At 69.7% G+C, this 15,677-nt stretch carries 13 protein-coding genes; 1 reads left to right on the top strand and 12 read right to left on the bottom strand.

The genetic code is table 11. The features are described from left to right. The coding region (locus IP78_RS08995; RefSeq protein WP_197272423.1) for a pitrilysin family protein at positions 1-1,217 on the top strand (1,217 nt) is incomplete at its 5' end. 12 nt (positions 1,218-1,229) lie between these two features. Here the strand turns inward: IP78_RS08995 and IP78_RS09000 are convergent. The 12 genes from IP78_RS09000 to IP78_RS09055 all read right to left on the bottom strand — a co-directional run bounded on the left by IP78_RS09000 (position 1,230) and on the right by IP78_RS09055 (position 15,573). Beyond that, positions 1,230-1,901 (bottom strand): bifunctional 4-hydroxy-2-oxoglutarate aldolase/2-dehydro-3-deoxy-phosphogluconate aldolase, encoded by a 672-nt coding sequence (locus tag IP78_RS09000; RefSeq protein ID WP_054111351.1) that lies wholly within the window; start codon positions 1,899-1,901, stop codon positions 1,230-1,232. Positions 1,902-1,986: 85 nt separating this feature from the next. Continuing rightward, entirely contained in the window at positions 1,987-2,205 is a 219-nt protein-coding gene (locus tag IP78_RS09005) for a hypothetical protein (RefSeq protein WP_054111352.1), read from the bottom strand. After that, positions 2,205-2,780 carry a peptide deformylase gene (def, locus tag IP78_RS09010; RefSeq protein ID WP_054111353.1) on the bottom strand — a complete coding sequence of 192 codons (576 nt, stop codon included), beginning with the start codon at positions 2,778-2,780 and terminating at the stop codon, positions 2,205-2,207. Before def ends, IP78_RS09005 begins: the two co-directional genes overlap by 1 nt. A gap of 73 nt (positions 2,781-2,853) precedes the next feature. Further along, positions 2,854-3,189: a thioredoxin gene (gene trxA / locus IP78_RS09015; protein ID WP_054111354.1), complete on the bottom strand. Its 336-nt coding sequence runs from the start codon at positions 3,187-3,189 to the stop codon at positions 2,854-2,856. A gap of 94 nt (positions 3,190-3,283) precedes the next feature. Further along, positions 3,284-3,730 (bottom strand): hypothetical protein, encoded by a 447-nt coding sequence (locus IP78_RS09020; protein ID WP_197272424.1) that lies wholly within the window; start codon positions 3,728-3,730, stop codon positions 3,284-3,286. 189 nt (positions 3,731-3,919) lie between these two features. After that, complete coding sequence (locus IP78_RS09025; RefSeq protein WP_054111378.1) at positions 3,920-5,284, bottom strand: NAD(P)/FAD-dependent oxidoreductase; 1,365 nt, start codon at positions 5,282-5,284, stop codon at positions 3,920-3,922. 518 nt (positions 5,285-5,802) lie between these two features. Next, positions 5,803-9,294: a double-strand break repair helicase AddA gene (gene addA, locus IP78_RS09030; RefSeq protein WP_054111356.1), complete on the bottom strand. Its 3,492-nt coding sequence runs from the start codon at positions 9,292-9,294 to the stop codon at positions 5,803-5,805. After that, positions 9,291-12,347, bottom strand: a complete 3,057-nt coding sequence (gene addB / locus IP78_RS09035; protein ID WP_054111357.1) for a double-strand break repair protein AddB — start codon at positions 12,345-12,347, stop codon at positions 9,291-9,293. Before addB ends, addA begins: the two co-directional genes overlap by 4 nt. Then, a complete protein-coding gene (gene murU, locus IP78_RS09040) occupies positions 12,344-13,096 on the bottom strand; it encodes an N-acetylmuramate alpha-1-phosphate uridylyltransferase MurU (protein WP_082384932.1) in 753 nt (250 codons plus the stop codon). Before murU ends, addB begins: the two co-directional genes overlap by 4 nt. Positions 13,097-13,125: 29 nt before the next feature. Beyond that, a complete protein-coding gene (gene amgK / locus IP78_RS09045; protein ID WP_054111358.1) occupies positions 13,126-14,226 on the bottom strand; it encodes an N-acetylmuramate/N-acetylglucosamine kinase AmgK in 1,101 nt (366 codons plus the stop codon). Continuing rightward, on the bottom strand, positions 14,219-14,692 hold the full coding sequence (gene tsaE, locus IP78_RS09050; RefSeq protein WP_054111359.1) for a tRNA (adenosine(37)-N6)-threonylcarbamoyltransferase complex ATPase subunit type 1 TsaE: 474 nt from the start codon (positions 14,690-14,692) through the stop codon (positions 14,219-14,221). Before tsaE ends, amgK begins: the two co-directional genes overlap by 8 nt. Beyond that, on the bottom strand, positions 14,689-15,573 hold the full coding sequence (locus IP78_RS09055) for a GNAT family N-acetyltransferase (protein ID WP_082384928.1): 885 nt from the start codon (positions 15,571-15,573) through the stop codon (positions 14,689-14,691). The genes tsaE and IP78_RS09055 overlap by 4 nt, the downstream gene beginning before the upstream one ends. Positions 15,574-15,677: the final 104 nt, after the last annotated feature.

Genomic DNA, 15,677 nt, shown 5'->3' on the forward strand with positions numbered 1-15,677 from the left:
CCCCCGCCGATCGGCCGGGCCTGGCCGACTTCACGGCGGGACTCGCGACCCAGGGGGCCGGCGACAGAACAGCGACCGAGATCGCCCGAACGCTCGAGGCTGCGGGGGCTTCTGCCGGGGGCGGAGCGGGCCGGGATTCGACCACGCTCGGTGCCTCGGCCCCGATCGCCTCGGCCGACGTGGTGGGAGAGATTCTGTCGGACGTGGTGGAACGGCCGACCTTCGCCCAGACCGAGCTGGAACGATCACGGACCCGCACGGCCAACGCCCTGACAGTTCAGCTGAGCCAGCCTGGGCCGCTGGCCAGTCTGGTGTTGCAGCGTCTCGCCTATGGCGACGCGGCGTATGGGGCACCCGCGTCGGGCCTGCCCGCCTCCGTCCGCCAGATCAGCCGCGAGGAGGTCGAGGCGCATCACGATCGCTGGTGGCGGCCAGACAACGCCGCCCTGATCATCACCGGAGGCATGACCGTCGAGGAGGGCTTCGCCTTCGCCGAGCGGACCCTGGGCGACTGGGTGAAACCCGCCGACGCCCTGCCGCAGATCCCGGGCCGCGCCGGAGATCCCCGTCCGCCGCGTCTGGTGGTGGTCGACCTGCCCGGTGCCGGTCAGGCGGCGGTCGCAGCGGCCGTTAGGGGGCCGTCGCGGTCGGAGGCCGACTTCTATCCCCTGGCCGTCGCCAATGCGGTGCTCGGCGGCGGGCAGAACGGTCACCTGTTCCAGGAAGTCCGGGCCAAGCGGGGCCTCAGTTATGGGGCAAGCTCCTCTCTCCCGGGGCGGGCCGAGGCCGGCCTTCTGACGGCTACGACCCAAACCAAGAACGAGAGCGCGCTGGAGGTCGTTGATCTGGTTCTGGCCCAGATGGAGCGGGTCCGTACCGAGGCGATCGCGGAACAGACCCTGACGGATCGCGAGACCTATTTGACGGGCGGCTTCTCGCGGACCATCGAGACGACGGGCGGCCTGGGCAGCTTCCTGGCCGACGCCGTGACGTTGGGCCTGCCGCTCGACGAGGCGGAACGGTACGGCGAGCGCATCCGCGCAACGACGCCCGAGAGTCTGCGCGCGGCGGCCCATCGGCTGGATCCGGACCAGGCTTTTGTCGTGGTTGTCGGCGACGCCCAGATGTTCATCGAGGGCATGCGGGCGGCGCACCCGGACGTCGTGGTCATCCCGGCGGCCGAGCTCGATCTGCTGGATCCGACGCTCGGGCTATGAAGAGGGAGGCGGTCAGCCGGCGCGGAACGCCCTGACCGCCTCGACCGCCGCGCGAACCGAGGCCTCGATGCCGGCCCAGTCGCCGTCGCGCACAGCGGCGTCGGTGATCAGTTTGGACCCCATGCCCGCCGCGACGATGCCTGATCCGAACCACCGGGCGATGGAGGCCGGGTCAGGATCGACGCCGCCGGTCGGCATGATCTTGGTCCAGGGCATCGGGCCCAATACCGCTTTGACGAAATCCGGCCCGCCGACGCTCGCGCCGGGGAACAGCTTCACAATCTCGCACCCCAGGGCGTGGGCGTTGGAGATGTCCGTCACCGACCCGCAGCCGGGGAAATAGGCGACCATGCGCCGGTTGCAGACCTGGGCGACTTCGGGAACCAGGGCCGGAGAGACCACGAAGCGCGCTGCGCGGTTCAGGAACATGGCCGCCGTGCCCGCGTCCAGCACCGAGCCGATGCCCAGCACGATGTCCGGATCGGTGCGGGAGAGCTCTCGCGCAATCTCGCCGAACAGGTCGACGGCGAAGTCGCCCCGGTTGGTGAACTCGATCACCGGCGCACCGCCACGCGCGCAGGCGCGAATGACGTTCAGCGCCGTCTCCGGATCGGAATGGTAGAAGACCGGGCAGATCCCTTGCGCCGGAAGCGCGGTCAGGACGGACAGGCGATCATGCGGCATCGGCGGCTCCAGTCAGGCGTAGGGCCGGGATCGGACGCGGGACGATCCGCGTCAAGTGACGTTGCGTTGCACCGTTCGGCGCGCGCTATTGCCAGCGGGTCGAAACCCCGCCGCCCTCGTCCCATTCGCCGCCCGCATCGAGCGCGTCGTCGAAGTCCATGAGCCGGTCCAGCAGCACGCCCGCGATGACGCCAAGCGCGGCCACGCCGACCAGGGTCACGACCGAGCCGATGCCGATCTTCTCGGATCGCGTCAGGCGGCGGCGTCCGGCGGGATCGACGACATAGGACTTCCGACGGGCCATCAGGCGGCCTCTCTTGCGCGCATGGTCTTTTTCACCTTGGCCATGGCCCGGTCTTTCCGCAGCCGTGACAGGTGGTCGATGAACAAGACACCGTTCAGGTGATCGAGCTCGTGCTGGTAACACACGGCGTAGAGGCCCTCGATCTCCTCCTCGACCCGCTCGCCCTCGCGGTTGAGATAGGCGACGCGGATGCGGGCCGGGCGCTCGACCTGGTCGAAGTATTCCGGGATCGAGAGGCAGCCTTCCTCGTAGCAGAAGGTCTCGTCCGACGCCCACAGAACCTCGGGATTGACGAAGTAGCGGGGGTTGGGAACGCGGGGCGGGTCCTGGCCTTCGGGGACGGCTGGCGCGTCTTCCGGGACCGGGCCGTCGCCCAGATCCATCACGACGACGCGGCGCAGATCGCCGATCTGCACGGCCGCCAGGCCGATGCCCGGGGCATCGTACATGGTCTCCAGCATGTCATCCATGAGGGCTCGCACGCTGTCGTCGACGACCTCCACAGGCCTGGACACCTGTTTCAGGATCGCGAGGTCGGCGGCGTTGTCGATGGTCAGGATGCGACGGATGGTCATTCCGATCAGGTAGGCGTGGCGTCCCGGAGGGTCAAGTTCGCGGACCTCGCGCCAGGACGCGGCGGGCCGTGGCTCAGGCGGTGGGCTGGATGCCGCTTTCGGCCAGCCATTCCAGGATCTTGCCCTTGGGCATGGCCCCGACCTTCAGCGATGCCATCTGGCCGTCCTTGAACAGCATCAGGGTGGGGATACCCTTCACGCCCAGCTTGGACGGGGTGATGGGGCTATCGTCGATGTTGATCTTAGCGATGGTGACCTGACCGGCCAGTTCGTCGGAGATCTGCTCCAGCGCAGGCCCGATCTGCTTGCACGGCCCGCACCACTCCGCCCAGAAATCCACCAGCACGGGGGTGGAGGCTTTCAGCACGTCGGCGTCGAAGCTGTCGTCGGTGACCTTCAGCGTAGCCATGAGGGGTTCTCCTGTCGGGCGCCCGGGCCCGGTGTCGTTCGGTCGAGGGATGTGGGGCGGATGGCGGGGGAAATCAACGGAGGGCGTGGTCCTGTCACTCGTCCGGCTTGAGCTGCCTGAAAATCCGAGCCAGCTCGGTCGGGGCAAGCACGGCGATTACAAAGGGGGCCACCTCGAACGCTCGACCAATTGCATAGGCAATTTGCTCCGCCTCATCGACAACGCGCCGCAGATCGTCCGGCGATAGTGCTGCCCGACTGAACGCAGACGCCCGAGAGAGCTTCGCGCTTCGATGTGCAATGGCGTTGCTTCGAAGCATTTGGATCCGCCTGAGGATGTCCTCCGCCTCCGTCATCCAGTAGCGAACCTTGTCGGCGTTGAAAGCAGCGTTGGCAGCGGCAGCTTCGGCAATCAATCTTTCAAGATTAATCGTCCGATTTTTTCTCTCGAACAGCGTTCCGAGGTAAAGCAGGCACAGCTCCTGATGGGCGTGCTGATCGAAGTTTACGAAATCAGGAAACTCGTTTAAGCTATCAAACAGTTCATCCCGGCTCTGGGGATCTGTCTAAACGCGCCAGACCTCGAAGTGGCGCAACGCGAGCCCAGCGAGGCGGATGACCTCGGTCGCCTGATGTCTGAGTTCCAGCGAGGCTGCCATCCTCTCGATTAACTTTCTTCAAGGTGAAGACGATTCCGCAGGGGTAAAACTAATGGAGCGCCCCATCTGCCATCAATGCAGCTTCAGCCTCGGCCGGATCACCTGGTTGACGTGGCCCAGAGCGATCAGGGCCAGGCCCTTGGTCCAGCCGTGGATGGTCAGGATGTGAAGGCGGTAGAGCGACATATAGATCAGCCGCGCCAGCCGCCCCTCCACCGCCATCCGCCCGCCGACCAGATTGCCCATCAGGCTGCCGACCGTCGAATAGCGCGACAGCGACACCAGCGAGCCCTGATCCCGATAGACGAAGGGTTTCAGCGGCCCGCCCCGCACCAGGGCCTTGAGGTTCTGAAACGCGGTCGAGGCCATCTGGTGGGCGGCCTGGGCGCGGGGCGGGATGGGGCGGTCGCTGCCCGTGGGCACATAGCGGGCGCAGTCGCCGATGGCGAAGATGCGGTCGTCGCGGGTCGTCTGCAGAGTGTCGCGGACCACCAGCTGGTTCGACGGCGTCGTTTCCAGCCCGCCGATGTCGGCGAGGAACTCGGGCCCCTTCACGCCCGAGGCCCAGACGCGCAGGTCGGCGCGGATGAACTCACCGCCAGCGGTCATCACGCCGTCGGCCGTGACCTCGGTCACCTTGCTGCCGGTGATGACGCGCACCCCGATGGCCTCCAGCTCGGCCTTGGCGGCCTGGGACAGGCGTTCGGGCAGGGCGGGCAGGATGCGCGGGCCGGCCTCGACCAGGGTCACCGACAGGCGGCTGTCGTCGAACACCTCCAGCCCGTAGTAGGCCAACCCTTGCGCGGCGTTGAACAGCTCTGCCGCCAGCTCCACGCCGGTGGCGCCCCCGCCGACGATGACGACCCGGACCCGGGCGTCGGAGCCCGGATCGGCCATCATGGCGCGCGAGACCCGCAGGCACTGGTTCAGCAGCATCTTGCGGAAGCGGTCGGCCTGGGTCCGGTCGTCCAGTAACAGGGCATGGTCGCGCGCGCCCGGCGTGCCGAAGTCGTTCGACACCGAGCCAACCGCCAGCACCAGATAGTCGTAGCGGATGCGATGACCGGCGATGATCTCCCGCCCCGTCTCGTCGTGAATGGGCGCGATGTGGATGTGGCGGGTGTCTCGGTCGATGCCGTCCAGCGACCCGTCGAAGAAACGGTAGCGCCAGCGGAAGGCGTGGCCGCGATAGCCGACCTCGTCCAGATTGGCGTCCAGGGAGCCGGCGGCGACCTCGTGCAGCAGCGGCTTCCAGATATGGGTCGGGTTGCGGTCGACCAGGATGATGTCGAAGCGTTTGCGGCCGAAGGTCCTGCCGAGTTTCGCCGCCAGTCCCAGGCCGCCCGCCCCGCCGCCGACGACGACGATCTGGGTCTTGCGGGGTACGACCGGCGGGGGGGAGGTCTTCGCGGTGTCCGCGCCTGTCGTCTTCAGCATGTTCGGCCCCGCCCCCTGAATCAGCACAGGTTAGCAGAGACTGCGAGAAGTCATCGCCCGGATCGCAGCGTTACGGCCAGTGCCACGATGGAGGACGCGGTCGCGGGGTGGCGGGCCTTCGGAGTCTGTTTGCCGGTTGACGTCCGCCACCTCTGAAGCCAGGCCCTGGACCGGGAAGGCAATGGCCGCTTCCGACCCTTTGCGGACGTTCGCGCCTATGACCATTATCGATCAACATCGGGAGCAGCCATGATCACCATACGCAGAGATGCGTTCGGTTACTTTGCGACGGCTTCGCCACCGCACGTCGCGCGAGACTGGGCGAACGTGCTTCCTCTCTCCAGAGACGACATGGTCGAGGCACTGTGCGCACAGGGTGCGCATGTTCAGGACGCCTGGGACGCTGTGTTGGACGCTGAAGCGGCTGCGACAGGCAAAGCTGAACACATTAGATAGCCGGGCCTCGTAGCCGCTTTCCACCCATGGCGGACCTTGGGAAGGTCCGATTCTGATCGCCGTCACCGCAACCCTGACAGCGCCTCCGCCATCATCGCTTCCGGCACGGCCATCAGCCTTGGCCCGTCCGTCCAGACCAGCGCCGCCTCGACCGGACGATCCGGATAGAGCGCCCGCAGCACAGCGACATAGACGGCCATCTGGGCGACGTAAGCCGGGTCGGCGTCCTCGATGTGGTCTGGCGCGGGACGGTTGGTCTTGAAGTCGACGACGAGGACGCGGTCCGGCGTGACGACCAGACGGTCTATGCGGCCGTTGATGGAGACGCCCGGCGGCAGGTCCGGCGCGGAACCGACCAGGGCGACCTCGGCGCGGGAGCCGGGGCCGAAGACCGGGGCGAAGCGAGGGTCGTCCAGCACGCCGAAGGCGGCGCCTATCATCTCCTGGCGCTGTTCGTCCGACAGGTCGCGCTCGCGGGCGAGCAGGCGGCGGGCGGCGTCGGGACGGGCGTCGGGCGCGATTTCGGGCAGGCGTTCGAGCAGGAGGTGAATCAGGTCGCCGCGCCGGAAGCGGCCGAGCGGCGCGCCTTCCCCACTGGACGCGACGGCGAGAGGAGACGGGGCGGCTGCGCGCTTGGCTCCCTTGGCCTGAGACGGAGAGACGTAGCGGGCGGACGGGTCGATCGCCGGGGCGCGGCGGGCCCAGTCGGGGATGACCGTCGTCGGCGCGGAGACGGCGGTGGCGCCCCGACCCAGCACCACCGGGTCATGACCATAGCGGCGGCGGTCCTCGCCGATGTCGTGGACCTGCGGCCCCAGCCGTTCGAAGGTCTCGGTCAGGACCGACCACCAGCTGCCCTCCTCGAAGCCATTGGTGCTGTTGCCGCGTCCGCGACCCATGATGATGACGCGGTCGCGCGCCCGGGTCAGGGCGACGTAGAGCAGCCGCAGCGACTCCTCCAGCGCGCGCTGGTCCCGCGCCTCGCGCGCGGCCTTGGCGGCGGGGGGATCGGTCTCCTTGGTGGTCAAGACCATGAGCCAGCCCTCGCCGTCATCCGTCGGGACGGGCATCAGGCCGGGTCCCTTCCCGCGCGCCCGCGCCGTGGTGTCGGGCAGGATGACGACCGGCGCCTCCAGCCCCTTGGCCCCGTGCACGGTCATGACGCGGACCTCGCCGCGCGGCCCCTCCAGCTCGCGCTTCACCTCCACCTCGGCCTGTTCCAGCATGGCGAGCGCGGTTTCGAGATCGAGCCCACCGCGATCCTCGGCCGCGAGGACCTGGTTCAGCGTTTCGTCGAGAGCCTCCTCTGCCTCGCGCCCCAGCCGGGACAGCACGCGGGCGCGACCGCTGAGACCCGTGTCGTCCACGCGATTGAGCAGGCCGGAGAAGAAGGCGAAGGGATCGCGGCCGCGCGTCTCGATTGCGAAATCGAACAGGGCTCGGGCGCGGGTCCATTCCGGGCGTTCGGCGGCGCGGTCGCGCAGCTCGGCCCAAAGTTTGCGCCGCTCCTTTTTTGAGCCGGCGAGGTCGTACAGACTGTCCTCGTCGACGTCGCAGAAGGGGCTGCGCAGGACCTCCGCGAGGCTCAGGTCGTCGTCCGGATAGAGGGCGACGCGGGCGAGCGAGATCAGATCGGAGAAGGCGATGTGGGTCGACAGCTTCAACCGGTCGGCGCCGGCGACGGGCACGCCCGCCGTCTTCAGGGCGCGGATAATCTCCTCGAAGGTGGCGTCGCGCTGGCGAACCAGGATCAGGAAGTCACCGTAGCTGGCGGGGCGGAGCGTGCGACTGTCCTTGTCCTGGACGGCCACGCCGTCCTGGACCTGGCGCTGGATTTCGAGGGCGAGGTCGCGGGCCAGGCGCTTCCGGGCGCTGTCGGGGGCCTCCTCGTCGACCGGATCGTCCCAGGCCTCGCGTTCGGGAGCTTTGTCGTCCCGATAGATGGGCCAGAGGTCGATGCAGCCCTGATCGGTCGCGCGCATGGCCTTGTGGGGCGCGATGTCGCCCTGAACGCCGACCAGGGCGCGGCTGCGGTCCGGCGCGCTCGCCGCTTCGGGATCGAAGAAGACCGCGTCCACGAACGACAGCACCTCGGGCGTCGAGCGGAAGGAGGTCTCCAGTGGCACGCCGGCGAAGCCCATGCCCGCACCGGTTACGCGGGTGGCGAAGTCCCGCCGCTTTTCGGCCAGCATTTCCGGCCGGGCGCCCTGAAAGGAATAGATCGACTGCTTGGCGTCGCCGACGACGAAGACGGTGCGATCCACCGTGCCCGCGCCGATGCGGCGCGAACCGATGCCAGAGAAGAAGCCCTCGGTCAGGGCCTCGACGATGTCCCACTGCTCCGGCGCGGTGTCCTGGGCCTCGTCGATCAGGACGTGCTCGATCCCACCGTCCAGCTTGTACAGCACCCAGGCTGCGCTGGATCGCTTCGTCAGCAGGTCCACCGTGCGGGCCACCATGTCGCCGAAGTCGAGCGCGCCTTTCTCCGCCTTGCGTGCCTCGTAGAAGCGGGCGTGGGCCTCGGCGAGCGTGAGGGCATGAGCGGTATCCTCGGCCAGCCGGGCCGCTTTGACTTCCTCAAGGGTGGCGCTGACCTTGTCCAGCAGCGAAGTCAGCCAGTCGCGCGCAAAGGCCGGGGCCGACTTGGTGGCCATTGATTTTCGGACTTCGTTCTTTTCGGTCAGGAAGACGGCGGCGACCGCCGAGAACTCCCAGTCCGCGTGATGCATGCGTTTGGAGCAGGCCTTGTCAGTCTTGGATCCCGACGTCATCTGCTCGGCCACCGACAGCCAGGCATCGCGGTCGAGGAAGCGCATGAAGTCTGCTTCGATGGCCTCGGCGCTACGCTTTGGATCGGCCCCGGCGAGCGTCCAGGGGCAATCCGTGCGCCCCGCCCGCCAACGTTCGATATAGTCCGTCAGCCGTGCGCGGTCCCCCTCGATCTTGCCGAGCAGGGCCTCGAAGGCCTTGAAGTCCAGTGCCACGGCGAAGTGCGCATAGGCCCGGCCGATGCCGCCGTCGGGGTGGGCCAGGGCGTGGCGGGCGAGGTCGTCGCGCGCCTGTCGCGACAGGGCGACGGCGGCTTGGTCTTCCAGCACCTGAAAGCCGGGGGTCACGCCGGCCTCGAGCGGGAAACGCCGCAGCAGCTTTTCACAGAAGGCGTGCAGCGTCTGGATCTTCAGGCCGCCGGGCGTATCGAGCGCCTGGGCGAACAGGCGGCGCGCCCGTTTCAGATTGTCGCCCGACAGGCGGTCGGGGTCGCGGCCGTCGAGCTCATGCAGCGAGGCCCGAAGCTTTTCGTCGTCCATGACGGCCCAGTCACCCAGCCGCTTGTAGAGGCGCGACTGCATTTCGGCGGCGGCGGCCTTGGTGTAGGTGACGCACAGGATCTCGGCCGCGCGGACATCGGCCAGCAGCAGGCGCGCCACCCGGTCCACCAGGGTCGAGGTCTTGCCCGATCCGGCGTTGGCGGTGACGAACACCGACTGGCGTGGGTCGGCGGCGGCCCTCTGCATCGGGTCGGGCAGGATCGTCGTGGAGGGCGCGCCGCTCATTCCTCGCCCTCATCACCGCCGATAACGGACCATTCCCAGACACGGGCCAGCCGGTCGTAGCGACCGCCGAAGCTCGCCTTCTTCTGCGGGCGGGTCCAGCTGAGGTAGGGCATCGCCGGGTTGTCGAAGGCGTGAACGGCGCGGGTCAGGCGTTCCAGCGCCTGACGCGACAGCTCGGCGGCCTCGGCCCCACTGGCGACCGTGCGCATCGCGCCCGCGATATTTCGGCCGATGATGCGGACGTAGGTCAGTTCCTCGCTTTCGACCGGTCCGATGCCGTCCAGCCCGGCCTCGGCCAGGATCGCGCCCGTCAGGGTCAGCTGGGGTGCCAGGCCACTGGCCACCTCCTTGTCGGTCGGGGGGCTGCCCGTCTTGAAGTCCAGGATGGACGCGCCCGTCGCCGAGACCTCGATCCGGTCGGCCTTGGCGGTGACGAGAAAGGGACCGAGCGGCGTCGGGATCCGGTGCGCCACCTCTTCCTCGACGCGGATCGTGATGCCGCGCGCGCGGCGACGCAGCTCGAACCCGGCCAGCCAGCGGGCGGCGTTGCGGGCCAGCGGGACCTCGCGCGCCATCGCCGCATCCTCGAAGCCGTGCTCGGTCAGGGCGTCGGTCAGCAGGGTGAAGAGCCGGGTCTCGGCGTCATCGGGCAGGGCATTCGGCCAGTCGGCGACGAACCGTTCCACCGCCTTGTGCAGGGCCTGACCGCGCAGGAGGGCATCGGCGGACTGGCCGGGGCGGTCCATCTCTCTCAGGCCAAGGACATACTGGGCATAGACCGAATAGGGGTCGCGCGCCCACCGCTCGATGGCCGTGACGGGCAGCTTGCGAGGACGACGCTCGACCGGAGGGCGAGGATCCGGGCGCTTGGCCAGCCGGGCCGGGCCGGTGGGCGTATCCAGCGTGCGGGCGATGTCGAGCGCCGGGCAGGCCGCGTTGATCCGGACCGTATCGTGCTTGTCCGCCGCGCCGCCGGTCAGCATCTGGAGCCGCCACAGCCAGCGGCTCTGTATGGCGGGCTGGCCGCCCAGGCGCTCGCGGTGGATCAGGATGGCTTCCGGGTTCGACGCCGCCTGGACGAAGTCCTGCGCGGTCTGTCCGACCCGGCGCTCGGGCGGGGGCAGGCCGAGTGTCTTGCGCATGGGGCGCGACAGGAAGGGATCGGTGGGGGCAGCTGCGGGCCAGACGGTTTCTTCCAGCCCGGCCAGGATCATCCGGTCGGCGCGGACCAGCCGCGCCTCGATGGCACCGAGGATGCGCAAGCTGGGGTGGGTCGCCCCGCCGGTGCGGACGGTCGTCTCGCGCAGCAGGGCGTGGATCAGTTCGGCGAAGGCCTCGCGGCTTATGGGACCGAGGGCTAAGCCGCCCTCGATCAGTTGGACCAGCAGGGCCGCGGCCGCCTCGCCGTCCGGGCCGGACCAGACGTCGGTACCGCAGAGGCTCTCGATCAGGGCCGTCAGGGCGCGGGCGGCTTCGTCCAGCGGGGCGTCGTGCGCGAAGGGGGCCTGGGCGGTCTCGGCGAGAAGACGCAGGCGTTCGGCCAGGGTGGCGGCTTCGGCCAGCGCGGCCAGGGTGTGTTCGGGGACGGTCTCACCCTCACGCCGGGGCTGGCTAGCCTGATCCAGCCGCTCTCCGATGCGGCCCCAGCGGCGCGGCGCGGGGCCGCGCAGGGCGGACTTCTCCAGCGTGCGGATGGCCGTAGGTGTGGCCTCGGGCAGGGTGATGGCCTCGGCCTTGAGCAGGCCCAGCAAGGTCTGCGGGTTGAGCGGATCGGCGATGAAGCGCGCGGCGAGATCGACCTGGGTTCCGACCGGCATCCGCTCCAGCGTGGCGCCGGAGGAGGTGTCGGCGGCGATCCCCCATCGCTCCAGCCGGGCGGCGACGCGGCGGCCCAGCGCGAGGTCGGGGGTGACGAGAGCGCAGGTCTTGCCGGGCGTCTCCAGCGTCTCGCGCATCAGCAGCGCGATGGTCTGGGCGGCCTCCTCCTCCGCGCGACAGGCGACGACGGACAGGCTGTCTAGGCCCAGGGCGACGGGGTCGGCGGACTGGCCCGAGGCGGCGGCCTCGGCGCGGATGCGGGTGATCTCGGTGCGCCAATCGGCGGTCGCGTCGGCGGGGCGGAGCGCCTCGTTCAGCAGGCGGGCGCGGGCCCGACCCCGGGCTTCGTCGGCTGGCGCGATGGCAGGCCGGAACCAGGGACGGACGGCGGCACGGTCGATTTCGGCGCGTTCCAGAAGGCGTTTGAGCGCGCCTTGCGGGTGAGGCTCGTCCACCTCCGCCCAGGCGGCTTCGGCGAGGTCGTGATCGAGCCCCGGCAGGACGACGCAGCCTTGGGGCGCGTTCGCCACGGCCTTGAGGACATCGGCGGCGGCCTTGACCGTGCCGGTCGAACCTGCGGCAATGACGGGACCGGTCGGCGGGGTCTGTGCCCAACGTTCGGCGAGCAGGCGCAGCAGCCGTGTGCGCCGCCAGCTGGCGTCGACGAGGCCCATGCCTGCGAGCCGTTTGGGCCAGGCCTCGACGGCCAGACCGAGAAACTCGGCCGAGGCCTGCCAGTGTTCGGCCAGGTCGTCGGGGGCCAGCGTCGCCACACGCTCCAGCGCCTCGACCTCCTCGATGTGGCAGGAATCGAGGAAGCGACCGAGCGCGTCGGCCAGCTCCAGCGCCCGCAGCGGCGGGTGACCGGGCAGGTAGTCCTCCACGATCATCCGCGCCATCTCGAACCGGCGCGTCAGAGGCGCGATGGCGGGCGGCAAATCGAGACCCAGCTCGCCGGGCGAAAACGGCGGCTCGTCCTCCTCCAGATCGCCCAGCGGGCGGACCTGGGGGAGCAGCACGGGTCGGCCCTGGCTCAGGGCCGCCAACGCGGCTCCGAAGGCCCGCGCGGCGCGCCGGTTGGGCAGAAGGATGACGGCGTCCGATAGCGTCTCCGGTGGTCGATCGCCCAGCCAGTCCAGGACCCCCGCCGCCAGGTCGTCGAGAAACGGCCGGTGCGCCGGGATGGCGAACCAGCGCGGGCCTTTATCAGCGAAAGGGTCGAAGCGGCCCGTCATCCTTCGATGTCGAGCCGGGGCGGTTGTTGGCCGGGCGGAACCTGAACCGGCGGGCGCGGCGGTTCGCCGGCCAGCCGCGCCTCGGCCTCGTCGCGGGCCTGGGGGTCGCCGACGTGCATCCAGTCGCCGTCGAGCACGCAGCCATAGAGCCGCCCGGCCGCCGCGGAGGCTCGCCACAGGGGGCTGAGCGAGAACGGCCCGTCCGGCCCGCCGTCGGCATAATCCGGGCGGGTGATGTGCAGGCCCATGTAGGCGAAGGGCGCCGAGGCCGCCTCGCCCCGGAATGTCAGGCGGCCGTCGTCGGCGAGGAAGAAGTCGCCGTCGCCCTCGAAGCCGATGGAGCCCTCGCGTCGCGCCAGAAGCAGACAGGCGTCCATCTTCGCCGGGTCCCACAGGCGAGCCAGGTCCGCGATGGCGTCGCCCCGGTCGATCCAGACACTGTCGATGTTGGCCACGAAGACGGGATCGTCGCCCAGCAGGGGCCTCGCCTTCTTCAGCCCGCCGCCGGTCTCGAGCAGCTGCTCCTGTTCGTCGGAGATCAGGATGAGCGGCCATTCGCGGTCGAACAGATGGTTCACCAGCCGTCCGGCGAACCAGTGGACGTTGACCACCGCCGTCGTGACGCCCGCCCCGGCCAGCCGGTCCAGCACATGGTCGATCAGGGCCCGGCCGCCAACCTCGACCAGCGCCTTGGGTCGGTCGTCGGTCAGGGGGCGCATGCGGGTGCCCAGCCCGGCGGCCAGCACCATCGCCGTCTTCGGCGTGTTCGGGGGCATGGTCATTGGCGGACCTCGGCGGGGACATGGTGGTCGAACCAGCGGGCGACGCCTTCCAGTCCGGGCTTGGTCAGATTGCGGTTCAGGTGGGACCACATACGGGGCATGAACCGGGCGTAGCGCGGCTTGCCGTCGCGCGCGATCAGCCGGGCGAAGATGCCGAGGATGCGCGCCTCGTTGAGCGCGGCGAGCCCCGCATAGCCGCGCAGGAAGGCGTCACGGTCGGCGACGTCGGCGACAGCGAAATAGCGGTCCAGCGCCTCGGCCTCCAGCTCCGGCGAGACGTCGCGGCGCGCGTCCTGGAGCAGGGAGTGCAGGTCCCACGACGGGTGCGCCCGCACCGCGTCCTGGAAGTCAATCATGCCGACGCGGGCAACGCCGTCCCGCTCGGGCAGCCAGATCAGGTTCTCGGCGTGATAGTCGCGGTGGGCCATGACCGATGCCCCGGCCGCGCCCTGGCTCACCACGGGAGCCCAGGCCTCGCGCCATGCGGCGATCGACGCCTCGTCGAATCGAAGATCTGGCCGCAGCCGCGGCAGCCATTCAACGAACAGATCCGCCCCGCCCTGAAGCGCGGTTTCGTCATAGGTCTGGAGCGGCCAGTCGCCCGCCGGACCGGTGAGGGTCGAGGGGGCCCCCGACGCGTGCAGCCGGGCCAGGGCCTCGACGGCGGCGAGGTAGAGCGGCGTCTCGTCCTGGCCGTCCTCGATCACGCGGGCGAAGACGCCCTCGCCGAAATCCTCCAGTACCGCAAGGCCGGCGGGCGCGTCCAGCGCGGGCATGTCTGGCGCCGACAGGCCGACCGAGCGCAGATGGGCAGCGACGGCGGCGAAGGCCTCGATGCGTCCGGCCGACAGGCGGGCGACGGCGTTCCAGCCCTCGGCCTTGCGGCGCTCTGGTGACCAGGACGGATCGGCAGGCGGGCTCTCGGCCGCCGCGACCTGGTCCATCAGCATCAGCGACGGGCCTTCGGCAGGGAACAGCCGTTCGTACCGCCGCGTGGAGGCGTCGCCGGGCAGGGGCTCGCGGCGCGCGTCGCCAAGCCCGGCCGCCGCCAGGAAGGCGCGGCGCTCGGCTTCGCGGTTGGGGTTCGCCTCAGTCATTCCAGCCTTCGACCAGTCGTTCGATCTTGATTGCCCATGCCCCTACGCCAGAAACGGTCGCATCGCGTCCGCTGCCCGCCTCGGACAGCGAGATTGTCAGCCGGTCGGGGCCCAGCATCCTCTCCAGATCGTCGCCCAGCCGCACGGGCCATTCGATCAGGGCCGCGCCGACGTCCAGCGCCTCGTCCAGCCCGATCTCGCGTGCTTCCTCGGGCCGTTCCAGCCGATAAAGGTCGAAGTGGGCGATCGGCGGGTCGGTCTCGTAGAACTGAACCAGGGTGAAGGTCGGGCTGGGGACGTCCTCGTCCGGACCGGCCAGAGCGCGGATCAGACCGCGCGCGAGCGTCGACTTGCCCATGCCGAGCGGCCCGTCCAGCAGCACCGCCTCTCCGGGCGCGAGCAGGGGCGCAATAGCCTGGCCCAGCCGCGTCGTCGCCGCCTCGTCGGAAAGCCTGAGCGTCGTCACGCGAAATCCGCGTCGGGCTGGGTCGGCAGGACGCGTTCGGTGAAGGCCTTCAGGGCATAGGTCGCCCGCGTGGCGTCGACGTCGAGGCGGGACGGTTCGATGGGCTTGCCGACGCTGAGGCGAAACGCCTTCTTCCGCTTGTTCAGCAGCTCATGAAACAGGGTGACGTCGCGCAGTTCCTGGGAAAACCGGTCGAACAGGTGGAACAGCGTCGAGGTCGGGCCTGTGACATGGATCGGAATGATGGGCGCGGCGTATTTGCGGGCCAGGGACGCGGCGGTGGGCGCCCACTCCGGATCGGTCAGCTGGCCGTCCTTGCCGACGCGGGCGAGGCGCCCGGCGGGGAACAGGACCACGCAGCGTTCGGCCTCGAAGGCGGCGCGGGCGGCGTCCAGCGTGGCGCGCGTCTTGTCCCGCGTGCGCTTCTCGACCACCCATTCGACGGGGATGACGACCTCGCCCAGCCGTGGCGAGACACGCAGGGCATCGGCGTTGGTGAAGTAGATGGCGTCGGCGCGTCTCTGGCGGATGGCGTCGTAGACGGCGATCCCGTCGGCGATGCCGGTCGGGTGATTGGCCACGACGATGCAGCGGCCTGTCGCGGGCAGACGGTCGAGGTTGAGGCTTGAGACCTTCAGGTCCAGCAGCTGCGAAACGTGGTCCAGCGAGGCCTGGCCCGACAGGGGCGCGATGGCGTCCGCCATACGTCGCGCCTTGCCATAGCCCAGGAGGGCGTAGAGGCCGGGACGCACCAGAGGCCACAGTGGCGAGCCGGTAAGCCCGGGCGCCCGTTCGGCGATCAGCACATCGACAATGTGGCCTTCCGGCCGCCGGACCCGGACGGAGGAAGGACTGGCGGAGGCGGAATCGACGTCGGTCATGGACGCGTCCTTGTCGCCGCTCGCCCGAGGGCTGGCAAGCGGGGGTGACGGGCTTGCGCGCGCTTGGACCGCGGGTACAGGTTGCTGTCGCGTCTCTCCACAGG

Source organism: Brevundimonas sp. AAP58, from assembly GCF_001295975.1.
In the GTDB taxonomy this organism is placed as follows: domain Bacteria; phylum Pseudomonadota; class Alphaproteobacteria; order Caulobacterales; family Caulobacteraceae; genus Brevundimonas.